This window comes from Cutibacterium sp. LaCa_89, from assembly GCF_058177555.1.
In genome coordinates, this window is the sequence record NZ_CP190889.1 from 2,269,019 (window position 1) to 2,286,274 (window position 17,256).

20 protein-coding genes, 1 tRNA gene and 1 pseudogene are annotated in these 17,256 nt (G+C 63.2%); 7 read left to right on the forward strand and 15 right to left on the reverse strand.

Translation table 11 applies throughout. The annotated features are described in order from the left end of the window. Positions 1 to 26 precede the first annotated feature (26 nt). Positions 27 to 650 (forward strand): hypothetical protein, encoded by a 624-nt coding sequence (locus ACP8LP_RS10425; protein WP_016666244.1) that lies wholly within the window; start codon positions 27 to 29, stop codon positions 648 to 650. Positions 651 to 722: 72 nt separating this feature from the next. Further along, positions 723 to 793, forward strand: a tRNA-Gly gene (locus tag ACP8LP_RS10430). A 170-nt stretch (positions 794 to 963) separates the two neighbouring features. Here the strand turns inward: ACP8LP_RS10430 and ACP8LP_RS10435 are convergent. The 4 genes from ACP8LP_RS10435 to ACP8LP_RS10450 form a co-directional block, all read right to left on the reverse strand. Next, positions 964 to 1,503, reverse strand: a complete 540-nt coding sequence (locus ACP8LP_RS10435; RefSeq protein WP_016666245.1) for a hypothetical protein — start codon at positions 1,501 to 1,503, stop codon at positions 964 to 966. After that, complete coding sequence (locus ACP8LP_RS10440) at positions 1,500 to 2,219, reverse strand: DUF5808 domain-containing protein (protein WP_484483147.1); 720 nt, start codon at positions 2,217 to 2,219, stop codon at positions 1,500 to 1,502. Before ACP8LP_RS10440 ends, ACP8LP_RS10435 begins: the two co-directional genes overlap by 4 nt. Next, a complete protein-coding gene (locus tag ACP8LP_RS10445; protein ID WP_484483148.1) occupies positions 2,216 to 2,563 on the reverse strand; it encodes a PadR family transcriptional regulator in 348 nt (115 codons plus the stop codon). Before ACP8LP_RS10445 ends, ACP8LP_RS10440 begins: the two co-directional genes overlap by 4 nt. 123 nt (positions 2,564 to 2,686) lie before the next feature. Next, a complete protein-coding gene (locus tag ACP8LP_RS10450; protein ID WP_462575034.1) occupies positions 2,687 to 3,766 on the reverse strand; it encodes a nucleoside hydrolase in 1,080 nt (359 codons plus the stop codon). Positions 3,767 to 3,860: 94 nt separating this feature from the next. On the opposite strand from ACP8LP_RS10450, the gene ACP8LP_RS10455 reads away from it, so the two are divergent. Both ACP8LP_RS10455 and ACP8LP_RS10460 read left to right on the forward strand, forming a co-directional pair. Next, positions 3,861 to 4,028, forward strand: coding sequence for a hypothetical protein (locus ACP8LP_RS10455; RefSeq protein ID WP_002550443.1), 168 nt, complete (start codon positions 3,861 to 3,863; stop codon positions 4,026 to 4,028). A gap of 51 nt (positions 4,029 to 4,079) precedes the next feature. Next, on the forward strand, positions 4,080 to 4,529 hold the full coding sequence (locus ACP8LP_RS10460) for a hypothetical protein (RefSeq protein ID WP_484483149.1): 450 nt from the start codon (positions 4,080 to 4,082) through the stop codon (positions 4,527 to 4,529). Here ACP8LP_RS10460 and ACP8LP_RS10465 read toward each other — a convergent pair. Beyond that, on the reverse strand, positions 4,526 to 4,669 hold the full coding sequence (locus tag ACP8LP_RS10465) for a hypothetical protein (protein ID WP_002519491.1): 144 nt from the start codon (positions 4,667 to 4,669) through the stop codon (positions 4,526 to 4,528). The two genes, ACP8LP_RS10460 and ACP8LP_RS10465, sit on opposite strands and share 4 nt — an antisense overlap. Before the next feature lie 235 nt (positions 4,670 to 4,904). Here ACP8LP_RS10465 and ACP8LP_RS10470 point away from each other — a divergent pair, with 235 nt between their 5' ends. Continuing rightward, the gene (locus ACP8LP_RS10470; RefSeq protein ID WP_202711837.1) at positions 4,905 to 5,381 is read left to right on the forward strand and encodes a cupin domain-containing protein; all 477 of its coding nucleotides are present in this window, start codon (positions 4,905 to 4,907) and stop codon (positions 5,379 to 5,381) included. 112 nt (positions 5,382 to 5,493) lie between these two features. On the opposite strand, the gene ACP8LP_RS10475 is transcribed toward ACP8LP_RS10470, so the two are convergent. From ACP8LP_RS10475 to ACP8LP_RS10485, 3 genes are all read right to left on the reverse strand, one after another. After that, a complete protein-coding gene (locus ACP8LP_RS10475) occupies positions 5,494 to 6,435 on the reverse strand; it encodes an Abi family protein (protein ID WP_484483150.1) in 942 nt (313 codons plus the stop codon). Positions 6,436 to 6,751: 316 nt separating this feature from the next. After that, on the reverse strand, positions 6,752 to 7,084 hold the full coding sequence (locus ACP8LP_RS10480) for a hypothetical protein (RefSeq protein WP_016666251.1): 333 nt from the start codon (positions 7,082 to 7,084) through the stop codon (positions 6,752 to 6,754). A gap of 156 nt (positions 7,085 to 7,240) precedes the next feature. After that, a complete protein-coding gene (locus ACP8LP_RS10485; RefSeq protein WP_016666252.1) occupies positions 7,241 to 7,804 on the reverse strand; it encodes a GNAT family N-acetyltransferase in 564 nt (187 codons plus the stop codon). A 348-nt stretch (positions 7,805 to 8,152) separates the two neighbouring features. On the opposite strand from ACP8LP_RS10485, the pseudogene ACP8LP_RS10490 reads away from it, so the two are divergent. Then, positions 8,153 to 8,245: pseudogene (locus tag ACP8LP_RS10490) on the forward strand (cupin domain-containing protein); the annotation flags it as partial. A 55-nt stretch (positions 8,246 to 8,300) separates the two neighbouring features. Beyond that, entirely contained in the window at positions 8,301 to 9,737 is a 1,437-nt protein-coding gene (locus ACP8LP_RS10495; protein ID WP_016666253.1) for an MFS transporter, read from the forward strand. Here ACP8LP_RS10495 and ACP8LP_RS10500 read toward each other — a convergent pair. The 7 genes from ACP8LP_RS10500 to ACP8LP_RS10530 form a co-directional block, all read right to left on the reverse strand. Continuing rightward, on the reverse strand, positions 9,726 to 9,923 hold the full coding sequence (locus ACP8LP_RS10500) for a hypothetical protein (RefSeq protein WP_016666254.1): 198 nt from the start codon (positions 9,921 to 9,923) through the stop codon (positions 9,726 to 9,728). The two genes, ACP8LP_RS10495 and ACP8LP_RS10500, sit on opposite strands and share 12 nt — an antisense overlap. A gap of 203 nt (positions 9,924 to 10,126) precedes the next feature. Next, positions 10,127 to 10,771 carry a TetR/AcrR family transcriptional regulator gene (locus ACP8LP_RS10505; protein WP_016666255.1) on the reverse strand — a complete coding sequence of 215 codons (645 nt, stop codon included), beginning with the start codon at positions 10,769 to 10,771 and terminating at the stop codon, positions 10,127 to 10,129. Then, the gene (locus ACP8LP_RS10510) at positions 10,768 to 12,561 is read right to left on the reverse strand and encodes an ABC transporter ATP-binding protein (RefSeq protein ID WP_334353464.1); all 1,794 of its coding nucleotides are present in this window, start codon (positions 12,559 to 12,561) and stop codon (positions 10,768 to 10,770) included. Before ACP8LP_RS10510 ends, ACP8LP_RS10505 begins: the two co-directional genes overlap by 4 nt. Next, positions 12,558 to 14,378: an ABC transporter ATP-binding protein gene (locus ACP8LP_RS10515; RefSeq protein ID WP_279186958.1), complete on the reverse strand. Its 1,821-nt coding sequence runs from the start codon at positions 14,376 to 14,378 to the stop codon at positions 12,558 to 12,560. The genes ACP8LP_RS10510 and ACP8LP_RS10515 overlap by 4 nt, the downstream gene beginning before the upstream one ends. Further along, the gene (locus ACP8LP_RS10520) at positions 14,375 to 15,013 is read right to left on the reverse strand and encodes an MptD family putative ECF transporter S component (protein ID WP_435375448.1); all 639 of its coding nucleotides are present in this window, start codon (positions 15,011 to 15,013) and stop codon (positions 14,375 to 14,377) included. The genes ACP8LP_RS10515 and ACP8LP_RS10520 overlap by 4 nt, the downstream gene beginning before the upstream one ends. Next, entirely contained in the window at positions 14,965 to 16,455 is a 1,491-nt protein-coding gene (locus tag ACP8LP_RS10525) for an ABC transporter ATP-binding protein (RefSeq protein WP_016666259.1), read from the reverse strand. Before ACP8LP_RS10525 ends, ACP8LP_RS10520 begins: the two co-directional genes overlap by 49 nt. Further along, a complete protein-coding gene (locus tag ACP8LP_RS10530) occupies positions 16,452 to 17,207 on the reverse strand; it encodes an energy-coupling factor transporter transmembrane component T (RefSeq protein WP_261795794.1) in 756 nt (251 codons plus the stop codon). The genes ACP8LP_RS10525 and ACP8LP_RS10530 overlap by 4 nt, the downstream gene beginning before the upstream one ends. Positions 17,208 to 17,256 lie beyond the last annotated feature (49 nt).

The following is a 17,256-nucleotide window of genomic DNA, read 5'->3' on the forward strand; positions in this document are numbered from 1 at the left end:
TGGAACAACACGTCGTCAGGAGGATCGTGATCGAACAGCCCGCAGCCCCGCAGCCCCGCCATGCAGAGCCGGGAGACGCGTCGGCGCGCACAGAGGAAGCTCAGCCGGTGCGTACCAGTGCCGAGACGATCGGCACCCTTCCTCCCCCGGAAGACCTGGAGACCCAGGCGAAAGCCTCGGCCACGTTGGGGCACATCGCAGCTGGTCTGTACTACGTCGCAGCCGTGGCTGCTGCGGTTGCCCTCCTGGTGGCGTGGTGGCAGTCGATCCACATGCGCACCTTCATCCAGGCGACCCACCTCATGACGTGGACCCATCCGAGACCGGGATCGTTGGCGTCAGTACTGCTGGCGACCGCGATGATGTGCATCGCCGGTGCCATGGTGGCCATGCCGGGAATCCTCGCGGTCAACACCTGGCTGGGACGTCCCTGGGTGCGCTGGGGCGCCATCGGTGGCGTCGTGGTCGGATGTGCCGCCGTGACCCTGAACTGGGTGGCGTGGATCGGAATGCCGTTCCTCGTCGCCGCCGGGGTCATCGTCTGGTTGCCGTCGGTGCGCCGGTGGATGGATTCGCAGCGTCCGAAGCCGCCCGAGACTCGCCGCCTCGATGCCCCAGTCATCTACGGCCGCGTTCCGCAGCATTACTGACTGGCCCGGCGGGGTGAGTCGCACTGATCTGACGAGGTGCGCTAAGCTGTGACGAGTCTCCCCGGGAGACATGCGGGCGTAGCTCAATGGTAGAGCGCCAGCTTCCCAAGCTGGACACGCGGGTTCGATTCCCGTCGCCCGCTCTCTTCATGCCCTTTTCCGGGTCCTCTATGATCGCTACTCGTCGGTCGAGGGTTTCCTCAACGTTGCGACGGCCGCCAGGAGGAAGAGAATTCCGGCCACGAATCCGGCCCACACGGCCACCGACGGGCGGTCTGATGGATGCGAGATGAACCGTTCGCCGGACCATGAGCTACCGGTCGGTGAGCCAATCGGGATGATCACGACGTACATCAGCCAGGATCTGTGAGTACTCCCCGCCGTACTCATCCAGACTGATTGACAGGGCGACCGGCATCGGCACGAATCCGAGGGCGTGGCCGGAGTCGTCGGCGAACGCAGACTCCGCCATGGTCACCGGCGACGTCTTTCGGTACATGACGACGTTGTCGGGGAACGTCCTCATGACGTAGTAGGTCTCGCCGTCCTTGGTAAACGACCCGCCTCCGTCACCTTCGAAGGCGCTCCACAGCAGGGCCAGGAACCCTATGACCCCGCTCACCACCACCGCCGCGATGATCGCGATGGCCCGCCCGATGCGCCACCCCTTCGTGCGTCCGGGCATGCGTGCACACTCGGCGATGACCTCGACGGCCAGAGCGACCAGACACAGATCGACGATGGCGATCGTGGTGTTGTTGACAGCCGGGATGAACCGGTTGAAGGACCTCGCGACCGCGACGGCGATGAGCAGGACCGCTGAGATCACGGCCACGGATCGGAGGTACTTCATGAGTGGAATCCTATGTTGCGGCCTCGCTCCCCGGACTGACCCGCCTTGCCGCCATGCGCGAGTGACTGTGCAACCCCGTCCAGCGCGACCTTGACGGTTCCGATCAGCACTCCACCTATGACGACCGGCGCGAGTACCGCTCCGGTCACTGCGAGGGGCTGACGACTCCCGGGACGACGAATTTCCTTGCGGGCAGCACGATTTGCCATACCGATGACGGTCAGGATGCCCAGGGCCTGGGCCGTCGCGGCGATGTCAGCTCCATCCTCCTTCCCGACCCAGCGCGGGTAGAGGGCTGCCGCCGTGGTAATTCCGGTAGTCGTCAGGGCTGCTGCCACACCGCTCATGTAGTGGTTGGGTTTGCCGCCGAGCGACCACGACGTCGCCACCCGGTCAGCCTTGACGAAACCGAGTGCCATGCCGCTGGCGACGCCGGCCCCGATCCACGGCGCTGCAACCAGGCCGCGACGCAGCGTCTCGGGAACGTATTCGTTGAGGTCGGGCAGGGAGTCGTCGGGGCGGATGAGCCCCAGGCGCACGGCGACGGCGCCCAGATTGAGATCCCATCCGATGCCCACAGCGCGAGGCACTAGCAGGTGCGGGTTCTCAGGTTCGAAACCGCGCAGCGCAATGCGGGAGCCGCTCCCCCACGGCGCACCGACGGGGATGCCGAACAGGCGACGCACGCCATCATCGTCTCGAGTCCAGAGGTTCATGATCTCTCCTTGCCAGAAGTGTTGTGGTTATCGTTGGTGGCACGGTCGACGGCGGCTGCGATGCGCGACCACTCATCGATGAGCTCTGTCAGGTAGGCTCGACCGGTGGCAGTCAGGCGATAGATCTTGCGCGGAGGCCCTGACGGCGACTCCTGCCACTCGGTCGAAACCAGATCACCGCGACGCAGTCGGTTGAGCAACGGGTACAGCGTCCCCTGAGACACGCCCAGATCCGTCTCCTTCTCGAGCCTGTCCACGAGTTCCCCTCCGTAGGACGGTTTGCTCGCCAGCAACCCGAGGACGACGAGTTCGAGCGCACCCTTGCGCAGTTGTCGTTCCGCCACGGTTTTCCTCCTCAACCAAGTAGCTTGACTAACAATGTACCTTGCATTGCATAGTAGTTCAATGAGGCATCCCCTGCTCTTACCAGAGGCTCGTCGACCGCTCGTTCCAAACGCCGCCTGATCTCAGCGCCCGGCGCCTAGCCCCTCCCGCAACGTCGAGATGAGGTGCTCAATAAACCGTTCGGCGTCGACGTCACACAGCAGGTCGACGTTGGGCTCCTTGCCCCACCGCCCCATCTCGTCACCGACGGTCTGGCCACGGGTGAGCGTCCCGGTCAGCTCGACGTCGACGGCCAGTGGCCGCGTCGTCGCAAATCTCCCGGTCACCGCGTTGGCGACGACGAGCGGGTCGTGCAAGTACGCACACCATCCCAACCCGTCAGCCTCGTGGAACTCGAAGTAGAACCTCAGCGCGTCGGCCAAGACTTTCACAACCGGATGTTCCCCTAGCTCCTTCACAGCCCGACGATCCCTCTCGTCCAGCCTGATGACCTCAGTGGCCTGCAACGCCCCAAGCACGACCCGTTTGGACGCCTTCCCCCATGCCTCGAACACCTCATGGCCGGCCTCCGGGTCCACCGCGATGTTCCACTCGCTCGTCGGGCCGGTGTTGCCACGGTGGTTGATCGCTCCACCCATGACGTGCAGCCCCCGCAACAACTGCGGCAAGTCCGGTTCTTCCCGCAGCGCCAGCGCGAGGTTCGTCAGCGGCCCGGTGACGATGCCGACCAGCTCGCCGGGGTATTTCCGGGCAAGATCCACCCACAGTTGCGCACCGCTGCGCCCATCGGGGTGACGTCCGCAGTCCCCCAGCTGGGCATGCCCCAAACCGTGGGGTCCATGGGTCTCCTCGGCGGTCATCACCGGCTCGAGGAGGGGCGCGTCCGCCCCACGCGCCACCGGGGCATCCATCCCGAGCAGCTCGGTCAGCCCCAGGGCATTGCGCAGCACGTCGTCCTGACCGACATTGCCAGCTGTCGTCACCACCCCGACGGTCTCGACATCGTCGCGGCACGCCAGGTAGGCCAGCGCGAACGCGTCGTCAATCCCAGGGTCGCAATCGAGCAGAACCGGCAAGAAACGTGTGGGCATGGCGTCAGAATAGAGGCCCTCCACCGCACCACTGATCGTTGAGTCGTCCCACCTCACCTTCTGCTGAGGCTGTTCGGGCTGGTCAGAGCGCCTTTGCTCCAGGACTCGCACATCCGCGTGTCCTGCCCCCCTCATTGTCCAACGGGTATGTGCCACACATTTCACTGTCCCCTGGTGCCGCCCTGCCCGAATCTTGGAAGGAATCATGCTCGACTGGGTGGACCTCATCATTCGTATCGGAGTCGGCGTCGGCCCCGGAACCCTCATCGAGATAGGAGCCGACGGATTCGGTGCAACTGATCCCCATACCCTCCATACGGACACGTCTCGTAGCATCCCCAGTCCGGCCTGGAGCCCCTCGGTTTGGTCGTGAGCCTTCCTGGAGGACACTTGGCCTTGTCAGAGCAGGTCGTCAGCCACGTGCGTGACGACGCTGGCGAGCGAGTGTGAGGAAGTCATGACCATCGAGGAGAAGGAACCGTCCCGCGCTGAGAGGATCCTTGCGGGCACCGTCGCGTTTACGATCTGCATGGCCGTGGTGTTCGCGATCGTGGCGATCTTCATCGGTTGGTACTGGTCGCTGAGGATGTTCGTCGGAGTCCTGCTCATCGGAATCCCCGGCGAGATCCTGCTGGAACTGGTTGGCGAGAACCGAATGTTCCCCCGCGGCGGAGGCAAACCGGGCCAGACACGAGCTGCACGTTTGCTCATCCTGACGCTCATCCTCGCCGCGTGGGCTCTCATCGTCCTCGCCCTCACCGCCCTCATCCAACCGTGGTACGGCGCCGTCGGGGAAATGGCGTGGGTCATGGTGATCGGGATCCTCGCGATCCTCATCCAGGGGATCCGGGACACCCGGAAGAAGAAGTCCTAGCCCCTCGCCATGATCACAGCGCCGAGACTCCTCCCTGGCGGCCTTTTGTACCTCTCACGCCAGGTGCTCAGGACGTCGGAGACCGTCGGCTGCTTGTCCGCGGGAACGCCGGACTGGAACTCGTCGTCGTGGATCTCCATGTCGAAGTGGGCCGACACAGCACGTACTCTCCTCTAGAGAGGCCTAGACCCCTTGGAATTGTCGAACATGTCGTCAAGGTGGGTGGGCAGGATAGTCTGGCCACACTGGCCACATAGGCTGGATCCATCGAGATTGTGGGGCAATGGCTGCCTTGCAGATACCAATCCGATCGGCGCGACCGGTCACTGGCCCACACCCGCGGCACGAATCTCACCAGGAAAGGAAGCGTTGACCATGAAGATCAACGACAACGGACCCAAACCGAACGCCTTCGACATCGAGACCGCAACGAAGGAGAACACGAACTACCGCACCACCGCCTGGACCGGCAAATACCTGCAGGTGACGCTCATGTCCATCCCGGTGGGAGAGTCCATCGGTCTGGAGGCTCACCCCGACACCGACCAGTTCCTGCGTCTGGATTCCGGCAAGGGTCGCTGCGTCATGGGACCGGCTGAGGATCAGCTCGACTTCCAGCAGGACGTCAGCGACGGCTGGTCCATCCAGGTCCCGGCCGGCACCTGGCACGACGTCATCAACACCGGTGACGAGCCGATGCAGGTCTACGCCATCTACGCCCCGGTCCACCACACCCCGGGCATCGTCCAGGAGACCGCTGCCAAGGCCGAGGAGGACGAAAAGTCCGGAGCCGACGTCCCACCAGAGTGGAGCGTCCAACCCGACAAGACCGCCGACGATCTGCACGCCTGAGAAACACCATCCGTCCAGGGCAGGCGGCGATCACCGCCTGCCCACCCGACTGTGTAGACGGCGGGCCTGTCCGCTGACGACTACTACTGAAAGACCTGAGGGCCGTGAAGAACTAGTGGCCGGGGACGAGTAGCTGCTGCGGCATTTCTCCGTAGCGGGCTGGGGTTGCGATACCTGCTGCGAGAAGCGCGTTCCTGGCAAGGATTGGCTCGACGCGGTTGGCAAGCCAGTCCTGTTGAAGGCCAGTCTTGGTAGCGACTTGGTCAAGCGCTACGAAGATCTTGTAGATCGAGTGATCGCTGAACTGGCGATGGTCTCGCTTGGCTCGCCGGCCAATGTTAGAAAGGATCCCTGGGCGGTCGAGAACAGAGTGGTTCCACAGCTTCGCGCAGTGAGCGTTGCGGTTGCGCAGGTAGACAAATGATCGGACTTGACTTGGCAGCGTCTTTGGAGAGACGTTCATCGAAGTCGCCACGTCTTGCAGCACTCCGGACTTGCTTGAAGCCTCGATGAGCCTGGACAGACTTCCAAACGAGAAGGCCTCCACAGCTACCCAGATGGGCATGCGTGCGTACGCTTCCGTGCTGTAAGCATTACCCGTCTTGATCTCGTCACGGTAGTGAGACACAAAGGTCTCCTTGCTCCGGTCCAGATTCGACAACGCATGTTCTTCTACACGTTCGCCATCACGACCAGGCGATTGCGTGAATCCCTCACCCCGAGCGAATGCTCCAATCGACCCGACTTTCTGTGCGTAGTAGTAGGCGAACCGGGTTCTCAGGAGAACCTCGATCGGGTGGAGGACTTCGTCGCAAACCGCAACTAGGTCTTGCTCCGCTTCGTAGAGACGCTGAATTACTTCGAAGGATGAACCATCGAGGAAACGATCGTCGCCCGCCGTAGGGTCCACTTGCCAGTACCGGAAATATCCCGAGAGCCGGTAGTAGTTCACGCGAGATAGGAAATCAGCTGCTGTTGCGGTATCAGTTACGGTCAAACCGCGTTCTTGAAGCAGTTCAACTTGTTCGTCGTAACTGAGCCAGCGCTTAACCATGAGCTTTCTAAACACTGAAAGGCCCCGGTCATTTGTGCATTGTCCCTCGCGGGACTAGAGGCCTGACCGGGGATCTATCACATCTCATAGTACGTCAACGTAGCCGTCTCGTCAACGCCACGACGAGACTCACGCATGGTCCCCGCATAAACAGGGCCCGTGCCTCACACACTTTTCCGCGTGAAAGCGTCAGGCAACAGCGACGACCAAGGGTATGGATGGTGAGGGGGTGTCAATGCAGGCTTGCTATGAGGTGACCAAGAATTACGCGGCCGCCTATGCGTCGACGTCGACAAAGGACAAAGGGCATCGTGGATCAGGTGGTCGAGGTGACCGGCTGGAACCGCGACCACACCCGCCAGCAACTGTGAGCCAGGATGGGCCAGCCCAAGAGCCGCGCGAGCGCCACCGTCAGGGTCATGGACACACGCCGTACCAAGGGCTGCAAGTACTCCTCCGACGCCCACACAATCCTGCCCACCGTGTGGGCGACCAGTGGCGGGTTGTGCGGCAAGTACTTGGCGGTATCGATGAACGACTTGCTCGACGCGATGGAGGCCGAAGGCTGCCCAACGCGATCACCATCGGCACAGCCGGTGCCCAGGTCGAATCCGAACCCGGGTTCTTCGAGGTCGACATGGTTACTCACTGCGGGTTCACGGTGAAAGGCGAGTTCTGTCAGACGGTGAACGTCACCGGCATCCGCCGCGCCAGTTAACCCCAGATTTCACAGGAAAACTACATGAGGCGAGGGCCCCCATTTCGCGGGGACGTGACAGTGAGGCACCGCAAATCGATCCCAGCCTTAGCCCTGATACCGGGCGATCCTCTCCTCCAACCCGGCTTCAACACCGGGCCACTCAGCGCGGATTACCGAGAAGTAATCAATATCGGCGATGGTTCCGTCAGCCGCCGGACGGAAAGATCGCAGCGTGCCTTCAAGCTGTGCCCCAAGCCGGGCAATCGCCGAACGAGAGCGGGTATTGCGATGATCACAGCGCAAGGCGACCCGGTGCATACCAAAGTCCTCAAAGGCACGCCGGAACAACATCAGCTTCGCAGACGGGTTCACCACCGTGCCCCACACGTTACGACCATAAATGGTGTACCCGATCTGGCAACGAATCCCCGGAACAATGTCATACAGACCGGTCCGGCCAACGAACCGTCCGTCAAGTTCGACGGCATACATCTCGAAATTGTCCGCCTCGATCAGTGACCGGAGATGGTCGCGCATCTGATCGTCAGACGTTGGAAACGGGGTGGAATTGCCCTGCCAACTCTCCTCGTCGACGATGGCGCGCAGCTTAGGCGCGTCGGTCAGTTTGAGAGGACGCAAAGCGACCGGACCCACAGCAAGAGCAGTCATGTCGGCAATCCTAACTCGACACATCTGAGGAGCACCCGATCTCGTCATGCGAGTCAATCAGGAAGCTGCGCATGGCTAGCCTGCGTACATGTTCCCCGGGAAGCATCTCCAGGGACAAAGGATGTTGGACTTCCCACCCACACCGCCTGATATGTGAACAGGCTAGGCCCCTTTCAGATTATTTTTCACGGCACAAGGGCGTCATTTCCTGGTGCGTTGTTCGTCTCTACCACAACGGTTCATCGCCACGGTTCCCGTGTTCGCCTTTTCGTATTTTACCCACCACATAGAATGAATTGGTCGAGATCGTGGGGCAACGACAGCCTCACCGAGGCCGATCCAGCCATCGAGACTGCTGCCAAGGACGAGAAGTCCGGGGTCGACGTCCCGCCGCAATGGAGCGTCCAGCCTGCCAAGAGAGCAAACGATCTGCATACTTGAGTAACCCAGCGTCGACCCAGACCAGGAGCCCCCCGATGACACCCCAGACTCGCCCATGACGATGAAGAAGAACTCCCTCGTCCTGGCGATCTGCATCATCGTCTTGGAACTCATCGGCGGGATGCAGACCTACCTCACCCAGCTCATCCTGCCGATCATGGCAGCCGACCTTGACGCCCAAGACATGTACGGCGTCATCACTGGGGTCGGATCCATCTCAACCATGGTCGGCTTGCCCATCGGTGCCGCCCTTCTCCAGCGCTGTCGACTTCCCCGCCTTCTCCTGACGGCCACCTTTGTCCTCATCATCGGCGCCATCATCAGCGCCACCGCCGTCAACATCTGGATCTTCCTCATTGGCCGCGCGATCAGCGGGCTCGCCGGAGCCTGCCTGGCCATGGCGTCGATCGGCGCTGTTGCCGTCGGACTGACCGGACGAGCCCGCCAGCTCACCCTGGCCTTCAACTCCGCGAGCTGGGTCGTCGCGTCCATCGTCGGCCCGAGCTATGCCGCATGGGTCACCAATCTGCTCTCCTGGCGCTGGGCGATGCTGTGCTACCTGCCCTTCCTGCTCGCCGCGCGGATCATCATCGCCGAGAACCTCGACTCCAACCAGCACCCCGACGACTCCCCTATGCCCCTCAAGGCCACCGGGCTCATCGCCATCGGCATCATCCTCATGATCGTCCCGGTGCCCTCACCGTGGAAATACGTCCTCATGGTCTCCGGATTTCTCATCCTGGGCTGGGTGGCCATCATCTCCATGCCGCCGCATACCTTCACCACGGGTGGCATCCGTCTGCACGCCCTGGCCGGCCTGTTCTTCCTCACCGGCGCCTACTACTCGGCCAATGAGTTAGTCACGCTGAGCTACCACGACCTCTTCAGCGGCAGCGCCAAAGACCTCGGCTACATCATTCTCGGAGGTGGACTCGGATGGTCCGTCACCGGAGTCCTTGCCGGCCTCAAACCTGCCAAGAATCCACGTCATTACCTCATCCGAATCGGGACAGGCGTCGGACTCATCATCACCGCCTCGACCCTCATCACCGTCGCCCTGGCCACCCGGATGGCCGGCCTCCCACCCCACCCGACGATGGTCGTGCTGTGGATCAGCGCCGGTATCGGCATGGGAATCGTCTACCTCGACGTCCTCAGCACCCTCTTCGAGGACCCCATCGTCCCCGACGGCATCCCCATCGAGACCATCGCGGGATCATCCGTCATCGTCGAGAATCTTGCCAGCGCCATGTTCATCCCACTGCTCAGCTCACTTGTCGCCGTGGCATTCCCGCAACATGGCACCTCGACGACGATCACCCCGCCGACCTGGCCTTACGTTCTGTCCTGGGGTCTGGTTGCCGTGCTCGCCGTCATCGCACTGAGCTATCTCATCCGCTCCGGGCACAGCGAAAAGGCAGCGTGGCTGGCCAAGCCTGCCGAGGCAGACCAGTCAGATCGCGCGGCCCAGGCTCAGCCCTCAGTCAGGTGAGAACTCCGAACAAACCTGCTCAGCTCCCACTCCGACGAGCTTTCCCAGGAGGACGAGGAGAGCACCAGAACCGCCCTCGCCAAGGACGGGCAGGACGTTCGGGGCCATCTTGACGCAGATACCGGGGGCCAGCACCGCGCACCCGAGAACCAGGGGTGGCCAACTGCACCAGAAGCATGGCACCATGCACGCTCGGCAAGGGTCTGGCCGATGCGACGCGCTGTACCCCCGCCAGCAGCAAAGTGTGGAGTTGCTTGAAGATGTCGCCTCCTGGCCAGGGCCATCAGTGAGCTGGAGACCCCACTGTTTGACATGCACCCCGATGGACGGTGATGAGTCACAACGCGGGATGGGGGAACAGCAGGAGGATTCCCCGTCTGGGAATGCGATCATTTCCGCGTGACCGCGCCAGGGAACAGCCCGTGCTCCATGCCGGCGATGATGAATTCAACCTTGAGATCAAGATTGCCGCGCTCCCCCAGATCCTGCATCCCGAAGATGTCGGGAAGGCCCTCGGTCATGACCCCGATTCTCTCGACGCCGGTGCGTCCGTCCTCGTCAGCCACCAGATAGGGCTGCATCGAGATGAAGGTCTCGAAGGTGGTGTCCCCGACGAAATCGAAGGCGAAAGCGGCCCCCTCGACTCCTCCGGGAATACCAAGTTCTGCCAATCCCTGCGCAATCGCCGCGCAGCGAGGCATGACTGCCCCAAAAGCCTCTGGCTGAGTCATGAGCACCAGCGGGGCCTCTGGATATCGCTCACACAACGCCCACTGACGGTCGACAATCTGACGAAGGGCGTCCTGCCAACTCGCGACGTTGGGATCGGGTTCAATGTCCACCATGATCTCCGCGATTGCAGCCACTTGCAGTTCCTGACGAGAACTGAACTCCCGGTACAAGGCGGTGGCCTTCACCCCGAGACGATCAGCGACCGCCCTCAGGGTGAAGGTCTCAATGCCCTCGGCCAGGACTGCATCAATCGCCTGACGTCGCGTGAACGCAGGCTTGCGCCCTGGCCGTTTGCTGATCATTCACGGCCCACGAGCGACCACCCCTCGGCCCGCTCCCGGGCATGCCACAGATCGGCGTAAGCACCGCCGCTGGCAATAAGGTCGTCATGGGTTCCCACTTGGCAGACTCTACCGGTGTGGTCGACGACGACGATACGATCCGCCGAACGGATGGTGTCGAGCTTGTGAGCGATGACGAGGATCGTCGAGAACTCACGCAGCTGGGCCAGGGCGGCCTCGATGTGGGCCTCGTTCTCCGGGTCGAGAGCAGAGGTGGCCTCGTCGAAGAGCAGGATCGGGGCGCGTTTCAGCAAGGCTCGTGCCACCGACACCCGTTGCCGTTCACCACCCGAGAGACGACGGCCACCTTCACCAACGCCGGCGTCCCATCCACCGGGCAGACGAGCTGCGATCTCATCGACCCCGGCCAGAGACCCCGCCTTCCGGACCTGCTCGTCAGTGGCATCCGGGTCACCGATGCGGATGTTCTCCGCCAAAGTGGAGTCGTAGAGATAAACGTCCTGGAAAACCATGGCGAGCTGACTCATGAGCTGCTCGGTGGTTTGGTCGCGCACGTCCAGTCCGCCGACACGCACCGTCCCGGAGTCGACGTCCCAGAACCTCGCCATGAGCCGGAACAGAGTCGTCTTGCCAGCCCCCGAGGGGCCGACAATGGCCGTCAAACCCCCCGCTGGAGCAGTGAACGTGACGTCATGGACGACCGGGTGCTCCTTGTCATAACCGAAGGAGACATCTTCGAAGGACACCTCACCGGGAGCTGTCATGTCGCCCGGGGCCTCGGGCTCGGGAAGCACCTCAGCCGAGAGGATCTCGTCGACCTCACTGACCGGCTTGCGCGCGGTCTCGACGGACAGAGCAGCCGAGACGACGTCCTCCAACACCTTGGCGTAGCGCAGCGAGACGCCGACGAAAGCAACCGTCGCGACCGGGGCGAGGGTGCCGTTGCTGCCCATGCGCGCGGCCAGCACGATGAGGACGACCGCGACCGCCTGGGCACCCAGACCCGAGAGGAAGTTCGCCGTCACGCCCAGCCCCAGACACTTACGAGCGGCGCGTTCATTGGCCCGGCGTGCATTCCGAAGCGGCTCGTAGCCCTCGGCTCGGCCGGCGGCCCTCAGCACTGGTTGGGTCTCACAGAACTCGACGATGCGGGCAGCCAGTTCCTGCTCGGTCGGCTGGACCACCGACTCACCGCGAAGCCACAAGGCCCGCGAGGCGATCATGATCAGACACATCGCAGGCATCGAGATGAGCAGGGACAACCCCAACTGCCACGACCAGAACCACGAGAGCACCATCATGACGACGGTGGTCGCGGCACCGCGCACGAGTGGGGCGGTGAAATGTGCCAACCCCTCGCCCAGGTGCATGAGTCCCTGAGTGAGAAGGCGGGACAGGCGGCCGGGGAAACTCGAGCGGAACCATCCCAGTGGCAGGCTCGCCACCTGGTCGCCGATGCGCACGCTGAGTTTTCCCATGACATCCATCGCGGCGAGATAGCCGATCGTCGACTGGAAGTACGTCACGACGGCCCCGGCAACGGCCACGGCGACGAGCACCCACACCCAGCCCTGCCAGGTCAGTCCCATCGAGGGTCCACCCTCGACGAATGCCGTGATCGTCGGAATGATGGCGAACAGGCCAACTCCCTCGAGGACTCCCTGGACACCTGCCAGCCACAGGGAGCGACGGAACTTGGCAGCCCCTTCCTCGGTGAGAAGGGGCCTGAAGGTGTTCAGGAGCAGGATGTCGCCCGCCCAGGAAAGGCGGGAGTTCATGGTCGTGGTCATTGAGTGACTCCTTCCATCGCTCGCCCTGCCGACAGACGCGCCCAGTAGGGCTGGTCGGCCAATTCCTCGGACGAACCGCAAGCTACGATGCAACCGCCCTCCATGACGCAGATGACGTCAGCTCCGGCCACCGACTCGGCGTGGTGACCGATGGCGAGCACAGTTCGGCCCCGGGCCAGTGCAGCCAGGGCCTGCTGGATCTCCGCCTCGCAGTCGGGATCGGTGGCGGCCGTCGCCTCGTCGAGCACGAGGATCGGGGCGTCGGCGAGCACAGCGCGGGCGATCGACAGCCGCTGCTTCTGACCACCCGAGAAATCGGTGTCCTCACCCAGGACGGTGTCGAAACCCTTCGGCAGTGCGTCGATGTCGTCAAGAATGTGGGCGGCACGAGCAGCCTCGCACACCTGGTCGTCGGTGGCGTCGGGACGGGCCAGGGTGATGACGTCACGGATGGACCGACGCTGCATGTACGGATCCTGGAGGACGAAGGACACCAACCGGTAGAGGTCGTCCTGGGCGAGGTCCTTGAGGTCGACCCCACCAATGCGTACCACCCCGGAATCAGGGTCGCGGAAGCGGGCGAGCATCGTCGCCAGGGTCGACTTGCCCGACCCAGACGGCCCGACGAGAGCCGTCACCGTCCCCGGACGCAGCGTCAGGTTGACGTGGCTGAGCGCCGGGATGACGCCGTCAGGGGTGAGGTAGGAGGCGCTGACGTCGTCAAAGGTGACCGTCATGTCGTCAGGAATCCGCGCGCTCGCGTCAGGATGACTGATCTGCTCGATGGACAGCACGTCCTGCAGTCGCAGAGCCGCATTGCCGGCCTGTTGGTAACCCCATGCCATGGTGCCCAGCACCTCGATGGTGCGCGGCAGGACCAGGGCGATGAGTGAGCAGGTGAGGACGTCGGTGACGCCCACCCAGCCGGCCTTGGCCATGAGCAGGCCGAATCCCAGGTTGATCGCCATGAGGGAGGCCACCGAGATCACCGACAGCGACAGCGCCGACGCCTTGATGAGCGGGCCACACCAGTTCCAGTAGAACTGGGCGAACTCCTCGCACGCACGGGTGAAGCGACGATGGGCCTTACCGGTCTGTCCGAAGTTCTTGACGACATGGATACCCTCCGTCAGCTCGATCGCCGAGGATGAGATGTCGGCCAGTTTGTCGTCCATCTCGGCGGTCTTGGTCGCCATGTCCCGCATCGTCACCCACTGCAACAGCGCGTAGATCGGGAAGGTGGCGATGGAGAGGAGCCCCAGCCGCCAGTCCACCACGAAGGCGTAGACGAGCAGGACGAGCGGAACTCCCACGGCTGCGGTCTGCTCGACCGGCGCATGGGCGACGAGCATGTGGATCTGGACGGTGTCGTCCTGGATGGCCTTGCGCACTCGACCGGTTGACGACGAGCTGAACCAGGCCAGCGGCGCCTTCGAGATGTGGTCGATAATGCGATCCTGCAAGATGTTGCGCACCTTGATGTCGGCGATGTGAGTGATGAGGAGGGCCACCACGTAGAGCATGGCCTGGATGCAGAAAGCCATCCACAGCACATTGGCGGTATGGGTGAGCGCCTCACGGTCGACGTGATCACCCAGCAGGATCGCGCCGAGTCTCGTCAGGGCCACATACGGGGCCAGTGCGACGATGCATGACACCACGACAAGGATCCGCGCAACGATGACGTACCCACGAATGGGCCTCATGATCATCGACAGGGCCTTGCCGCCGGCACGGTGCTTGGCCTGATAGTCCTGAGTTCCTCCCGGCGCGACAGCGTCGGGGCACACCTGCGAGGACGTGGAGATCTCGGTCACTTCGTCAGTCCTGCCCGCTGGAAGTGCCTGCGACCCACCTTGATGCCCAACCAGCCACCGGCCAGCCCCAGCAGGAAGACGATGACGGCCCATCCCGCCACCAGGCCAGGTGTGAAGAGTTCCCGCATCTTGTTGGAGTAGTCGGCACCCATCTGCTCGGTGATCATGGCGTAGTACTCGTCGGTATTCACGAGCATCGGGATGAGCGGCACGATCATCCACAGCACGAACACGGCATACCCGAGCATCGCGCGGCTCGTCGTGAGACGGGTGCTGCGGCCGGCATTGGTGATGATGATGTCGGAGAGGAATCCGAGCACTATTCCAGCCGGGATCATCCAGATGGTGTGCCCCGGGCTCATACCGAGCCCGACGAGCAGACCAGTGATCGTCATGGTGCCAATTTTCGGCACCCGTGCAACTGACAACATGAGGACGATGCCGCCCAGCAGGATGCCCAGGATCCAACCGACGAACATGAAGGCCGGACCGGCGAGACCGATCATGCCGCAGGCGTAGAAGACGACGAAGAAGATCACCGCGAAGATGGCGATACTCACCAGGTCACGCGTTGTCAGACGGGGTTTCATGATTGTCCTTTCAGAGTGGTGATGTTGATGAGGTAATCCCCACATCGGGCCATGAGCTCCGGGTCGTGGGTGATGACGATGACGACCTTCCCAGCGGTCGCGAGATCACCGACGAGGTCAGCGATCGAGGTGAGGTGACGAAAATCGACACCCGATGTGGGCTCGTCGAAGATGACGACCTCCTTGTCCTGAGCGATGGTGGCCGCCACAACGAGGCGCTGGGCCTGCCCACCGGACAGTGACAAGGGGTGACGGTCACGTTGGCCGACCAGGTCGAGACGTTCCAGGAGCGCCGGGACGTTGGCGGCATCGCGTTGGCGCGGGTCCAGACCGAGGGTGACTTCCCGCTCCACCGACTCGCTGAACAGCTGACGGCGGACGTCCTGCATGACCATCCCGCACGATTTCTGCCTCCTGCCGGTGCTCCACCACGGCTCTCCCATGCCGATACGGGCGCTGGGCGGGGACTTTTCGAGCCCGCAGATCAGTCGGGCCAAGGTCGATTTGCCCGCGCCATTGGGGCCGGTGAGGATCGTCACCGCTCCGGCCGGCAGGAAGAGGGAGTCGACGTCGAGAATCGTCGGGCCATGCCCGTAGGAGAAGGACAGGTGCTCGACCATCAGCCCAGTCGGGAGTTTTGGGCCATCGGTGTTGGAGGAGGCTGCGGCGGTCGGCGGCTCGGGTATGTCCACCGGGACGACATCGACGGCGCGGAGGCCACGTTCGGTCCGTTCCATGTCCGTCAGGCTGAAAAGATCATCGCCGGTCATGGTTTCGGCGACCCTGCCGTCAGAAATGCGATGAACGACGTCGACCATCCCACGGAAGAGATGCAGCCGATGCTCGGCAATGACCAGCGTCTTCCCGGAGGCCTTCAGCTGGGCGACGAGGTGGCGAAAATCGTCGATTCCCTCGGCAGAGAGATTCGAGGTCGGCTCGTCGAAGAGGAGCAGATCGACGTCAGTGACCAGGGCACAGGCACACGCGACGCGCTGCAACTCCCCTCCCGAGAGGGTGTCGAGCCGCCTGTCGAGCAGGTGTGCGATGCCGGTCTGGCCGACTGCCCGAGTCATAGCGTCGCGGATCTCAGACGGGTCGACCCCGTAATTCTCCAGCCCGAAAGCCAGCTCGGTTCGCACGCTGGAGGTGAAGAACTGGGTGCGAGGATTCTGGAAGATCATCGCCGAGGTGCGCCCGACGTCGTGGAGTTCGACCCCGGCCAGATCAGTGCCGTCCACCTCCGCCTTGCCACGCATGGTGCCCTCGAAAAACTTCGGGACAAGGCCATTCATCGTCCGCAGCAGGGTGGACTTCCCCGATCCTGATCCCCCAATGAGCAGGGTCAGGGTCCCGGGCCGGATCGTCATGGTGATGTCCCGGAGCTGGTCCACGACCTCTCGGTCGGGCGTGGGGCCGTCGTCGAACGGGGACCCGTCGAGGTCAGGGACCGGGTAGGAGTAGGAGACGTCGGTCAGGCTGACGCTCATGCGATCACCTCGGTCACGCGCCAGGCAATCAACGCGACCAAAACCGTCAGCACGACGACGTCACCGAGACGGAAACGACTCGGGTCCAGGGTGGACCGGGATTTTTGTGCACCCAGCCCCTTGATGATGGCTGCGGCGGAGAGCTCGTCGGCGATCCGGGCAGCCGAGGCCAGGAAGGGGATGACGACGTATTCCCCCGTACGCAGCGGGTGGCGCATGGTTGAGCGGGCGCTGGGTCTCAGGCCTCGCAGGGTCATGGCCTGGACGATCGCCCGCAGCTCGCGCACTGCCATCGGGAAGAACCTCACCACGACCATCACCGGGACCTGCACGACCTGCGGCGCACGCATCTGGGTGAGGACTGAACCAACCCGGGTGACGTCGAGAACCATGATCGCAGCCACTGCCGAGCCGAAGACTCCTGCGAAGCGGAACATCCAGAAGGCGATGAAGACCAGAAATGCGGAAACAGCCGAGTGCCATAGGGCTGGAAGCGCGAAACAGCAGAAGACCCACACCAGAACAAAGGCCAGCCACCCGATCCACGTCGTGGGGCGGGTCGTGAGCACGAGTGACACCGCGACGACACCGAGGCAGGCCAGCACCAGAGGCGTCGACCCCGCTCCCATGAGAAGGACGTTGAGGACGATGACATAGAGGAACAGGGTGCGTGGGTCCACAGCACCGTGGAACCCCCGAGTGCGGGGCCGATGGGTGGTGGTCAGCGCGCTTCCGGCCATGGCGCGGGCCATCGGGAGCGGGTGGATGTCACCTTGTCGGGCCACGGTCACCTCGTCACAA

Bases quoted from the DNA above. Each gene is read 5' to 3' on its own strand.
- ACP8LP_RS10510 (WP_334353464.1), bottom strand. From the start codon at position 12,561: ATGACCACGACCATGAACTCCCGCCTTTCCTGGGCGGGCGACATCCTG.
- ACP8LP_RS10470 (WP_202711837.1), top strand. From the start codon at position 4,905: ATGAAGATCAACGACAACGGACCCAAACCGAACGCCTTCGACATCGAG.
- ACP8LP_RS10435 (WP_016666245.1), bottom strand. From the start codon at position 1,503: ATGAAGTACCTCCGATCCGTGGCCGTGATCTCAGCGGTCCTGCTCATC.
- ACP8LP_RS10495 (WP_016666253.1), top strand. From the start codon at position 8,301: ATGACGATGAAGAAGAACTCCCTCGTCCTGGCGATCTGCATCATCGTC.
- ACP8LP_RS10465 (WP_002519491.1), bottom strand. From the start codon at position 4,669: ATGGAGATCCACGACGACGAGTTCCAGTCCGGCGTTCCCGCGGACAAG.
- ACP8LP_RS10440 (WP_484483147.1), bottom strand. From the start codon at position 2,219: ATGAACCTCTGGACTCGAGACGATGATGGCGTGCGTCGCCTGTTCGGC.
- ACP8LP_RS10455 (WP_002550443.1), top strand. From the start codon at position 3,861: ATGCTCGACTGGGTGGACCTCATCATTCGTATCGGAGTCGGCGTCGGC.
- ACP8LP_RS10505 (WP_016666255.1), bottom strand. From the start codon at position 10,771: ATGATCAGCAAACGGCCAGGGCGCAAGCCTGCGTTCACGCGACGTCAG.
- ACP8LP_RS10530 (WP_261795794.1), bottom strand. From the start codon at position 17,207: ATGGCCCGCGCCATGGCCGGAAGCGCGCTGACCACCACCCATCGGCCC.
- ACP8LP_RS10475 (WP_484483150.1), bottom strand. From the start codon at position 6,435: ATGGTTAAGCGCTGGCTCAGTTACGACGAACAAGTTGAACTGCTTCAA.
- ACP8LP_RS10520 (WP_435375448.1), bottom strand. From the start codon at position 15,013: ATGTGGGGATTACCTCATCAACATCACCACTCTGAAAGGACAATCATG.
- ACP8LP_RS10525 (WP_016666259.1), bottom strand. From the start codon at position 16,455: ATGAGCGTCAGCCTGACCGACGTCTCCTACTCCTACCCGGTCCCTGAC.
- ACP8LP_RS10485 (WP_016666252.1), bottom strand. From the start codon at position 7,804: ATGACTGCTCTTGCTGTGGGTCCGGTCGCTTTGCGTCCTCTCAAACTG.
- ACP8LP_RS10500 (WP_016666254.1), bottom strand. From the start codon at position 9,923: ATGGTGCCATGCTTCTGGTGCAGTTGGCCACCCCTGGTTCTCGGGTGC.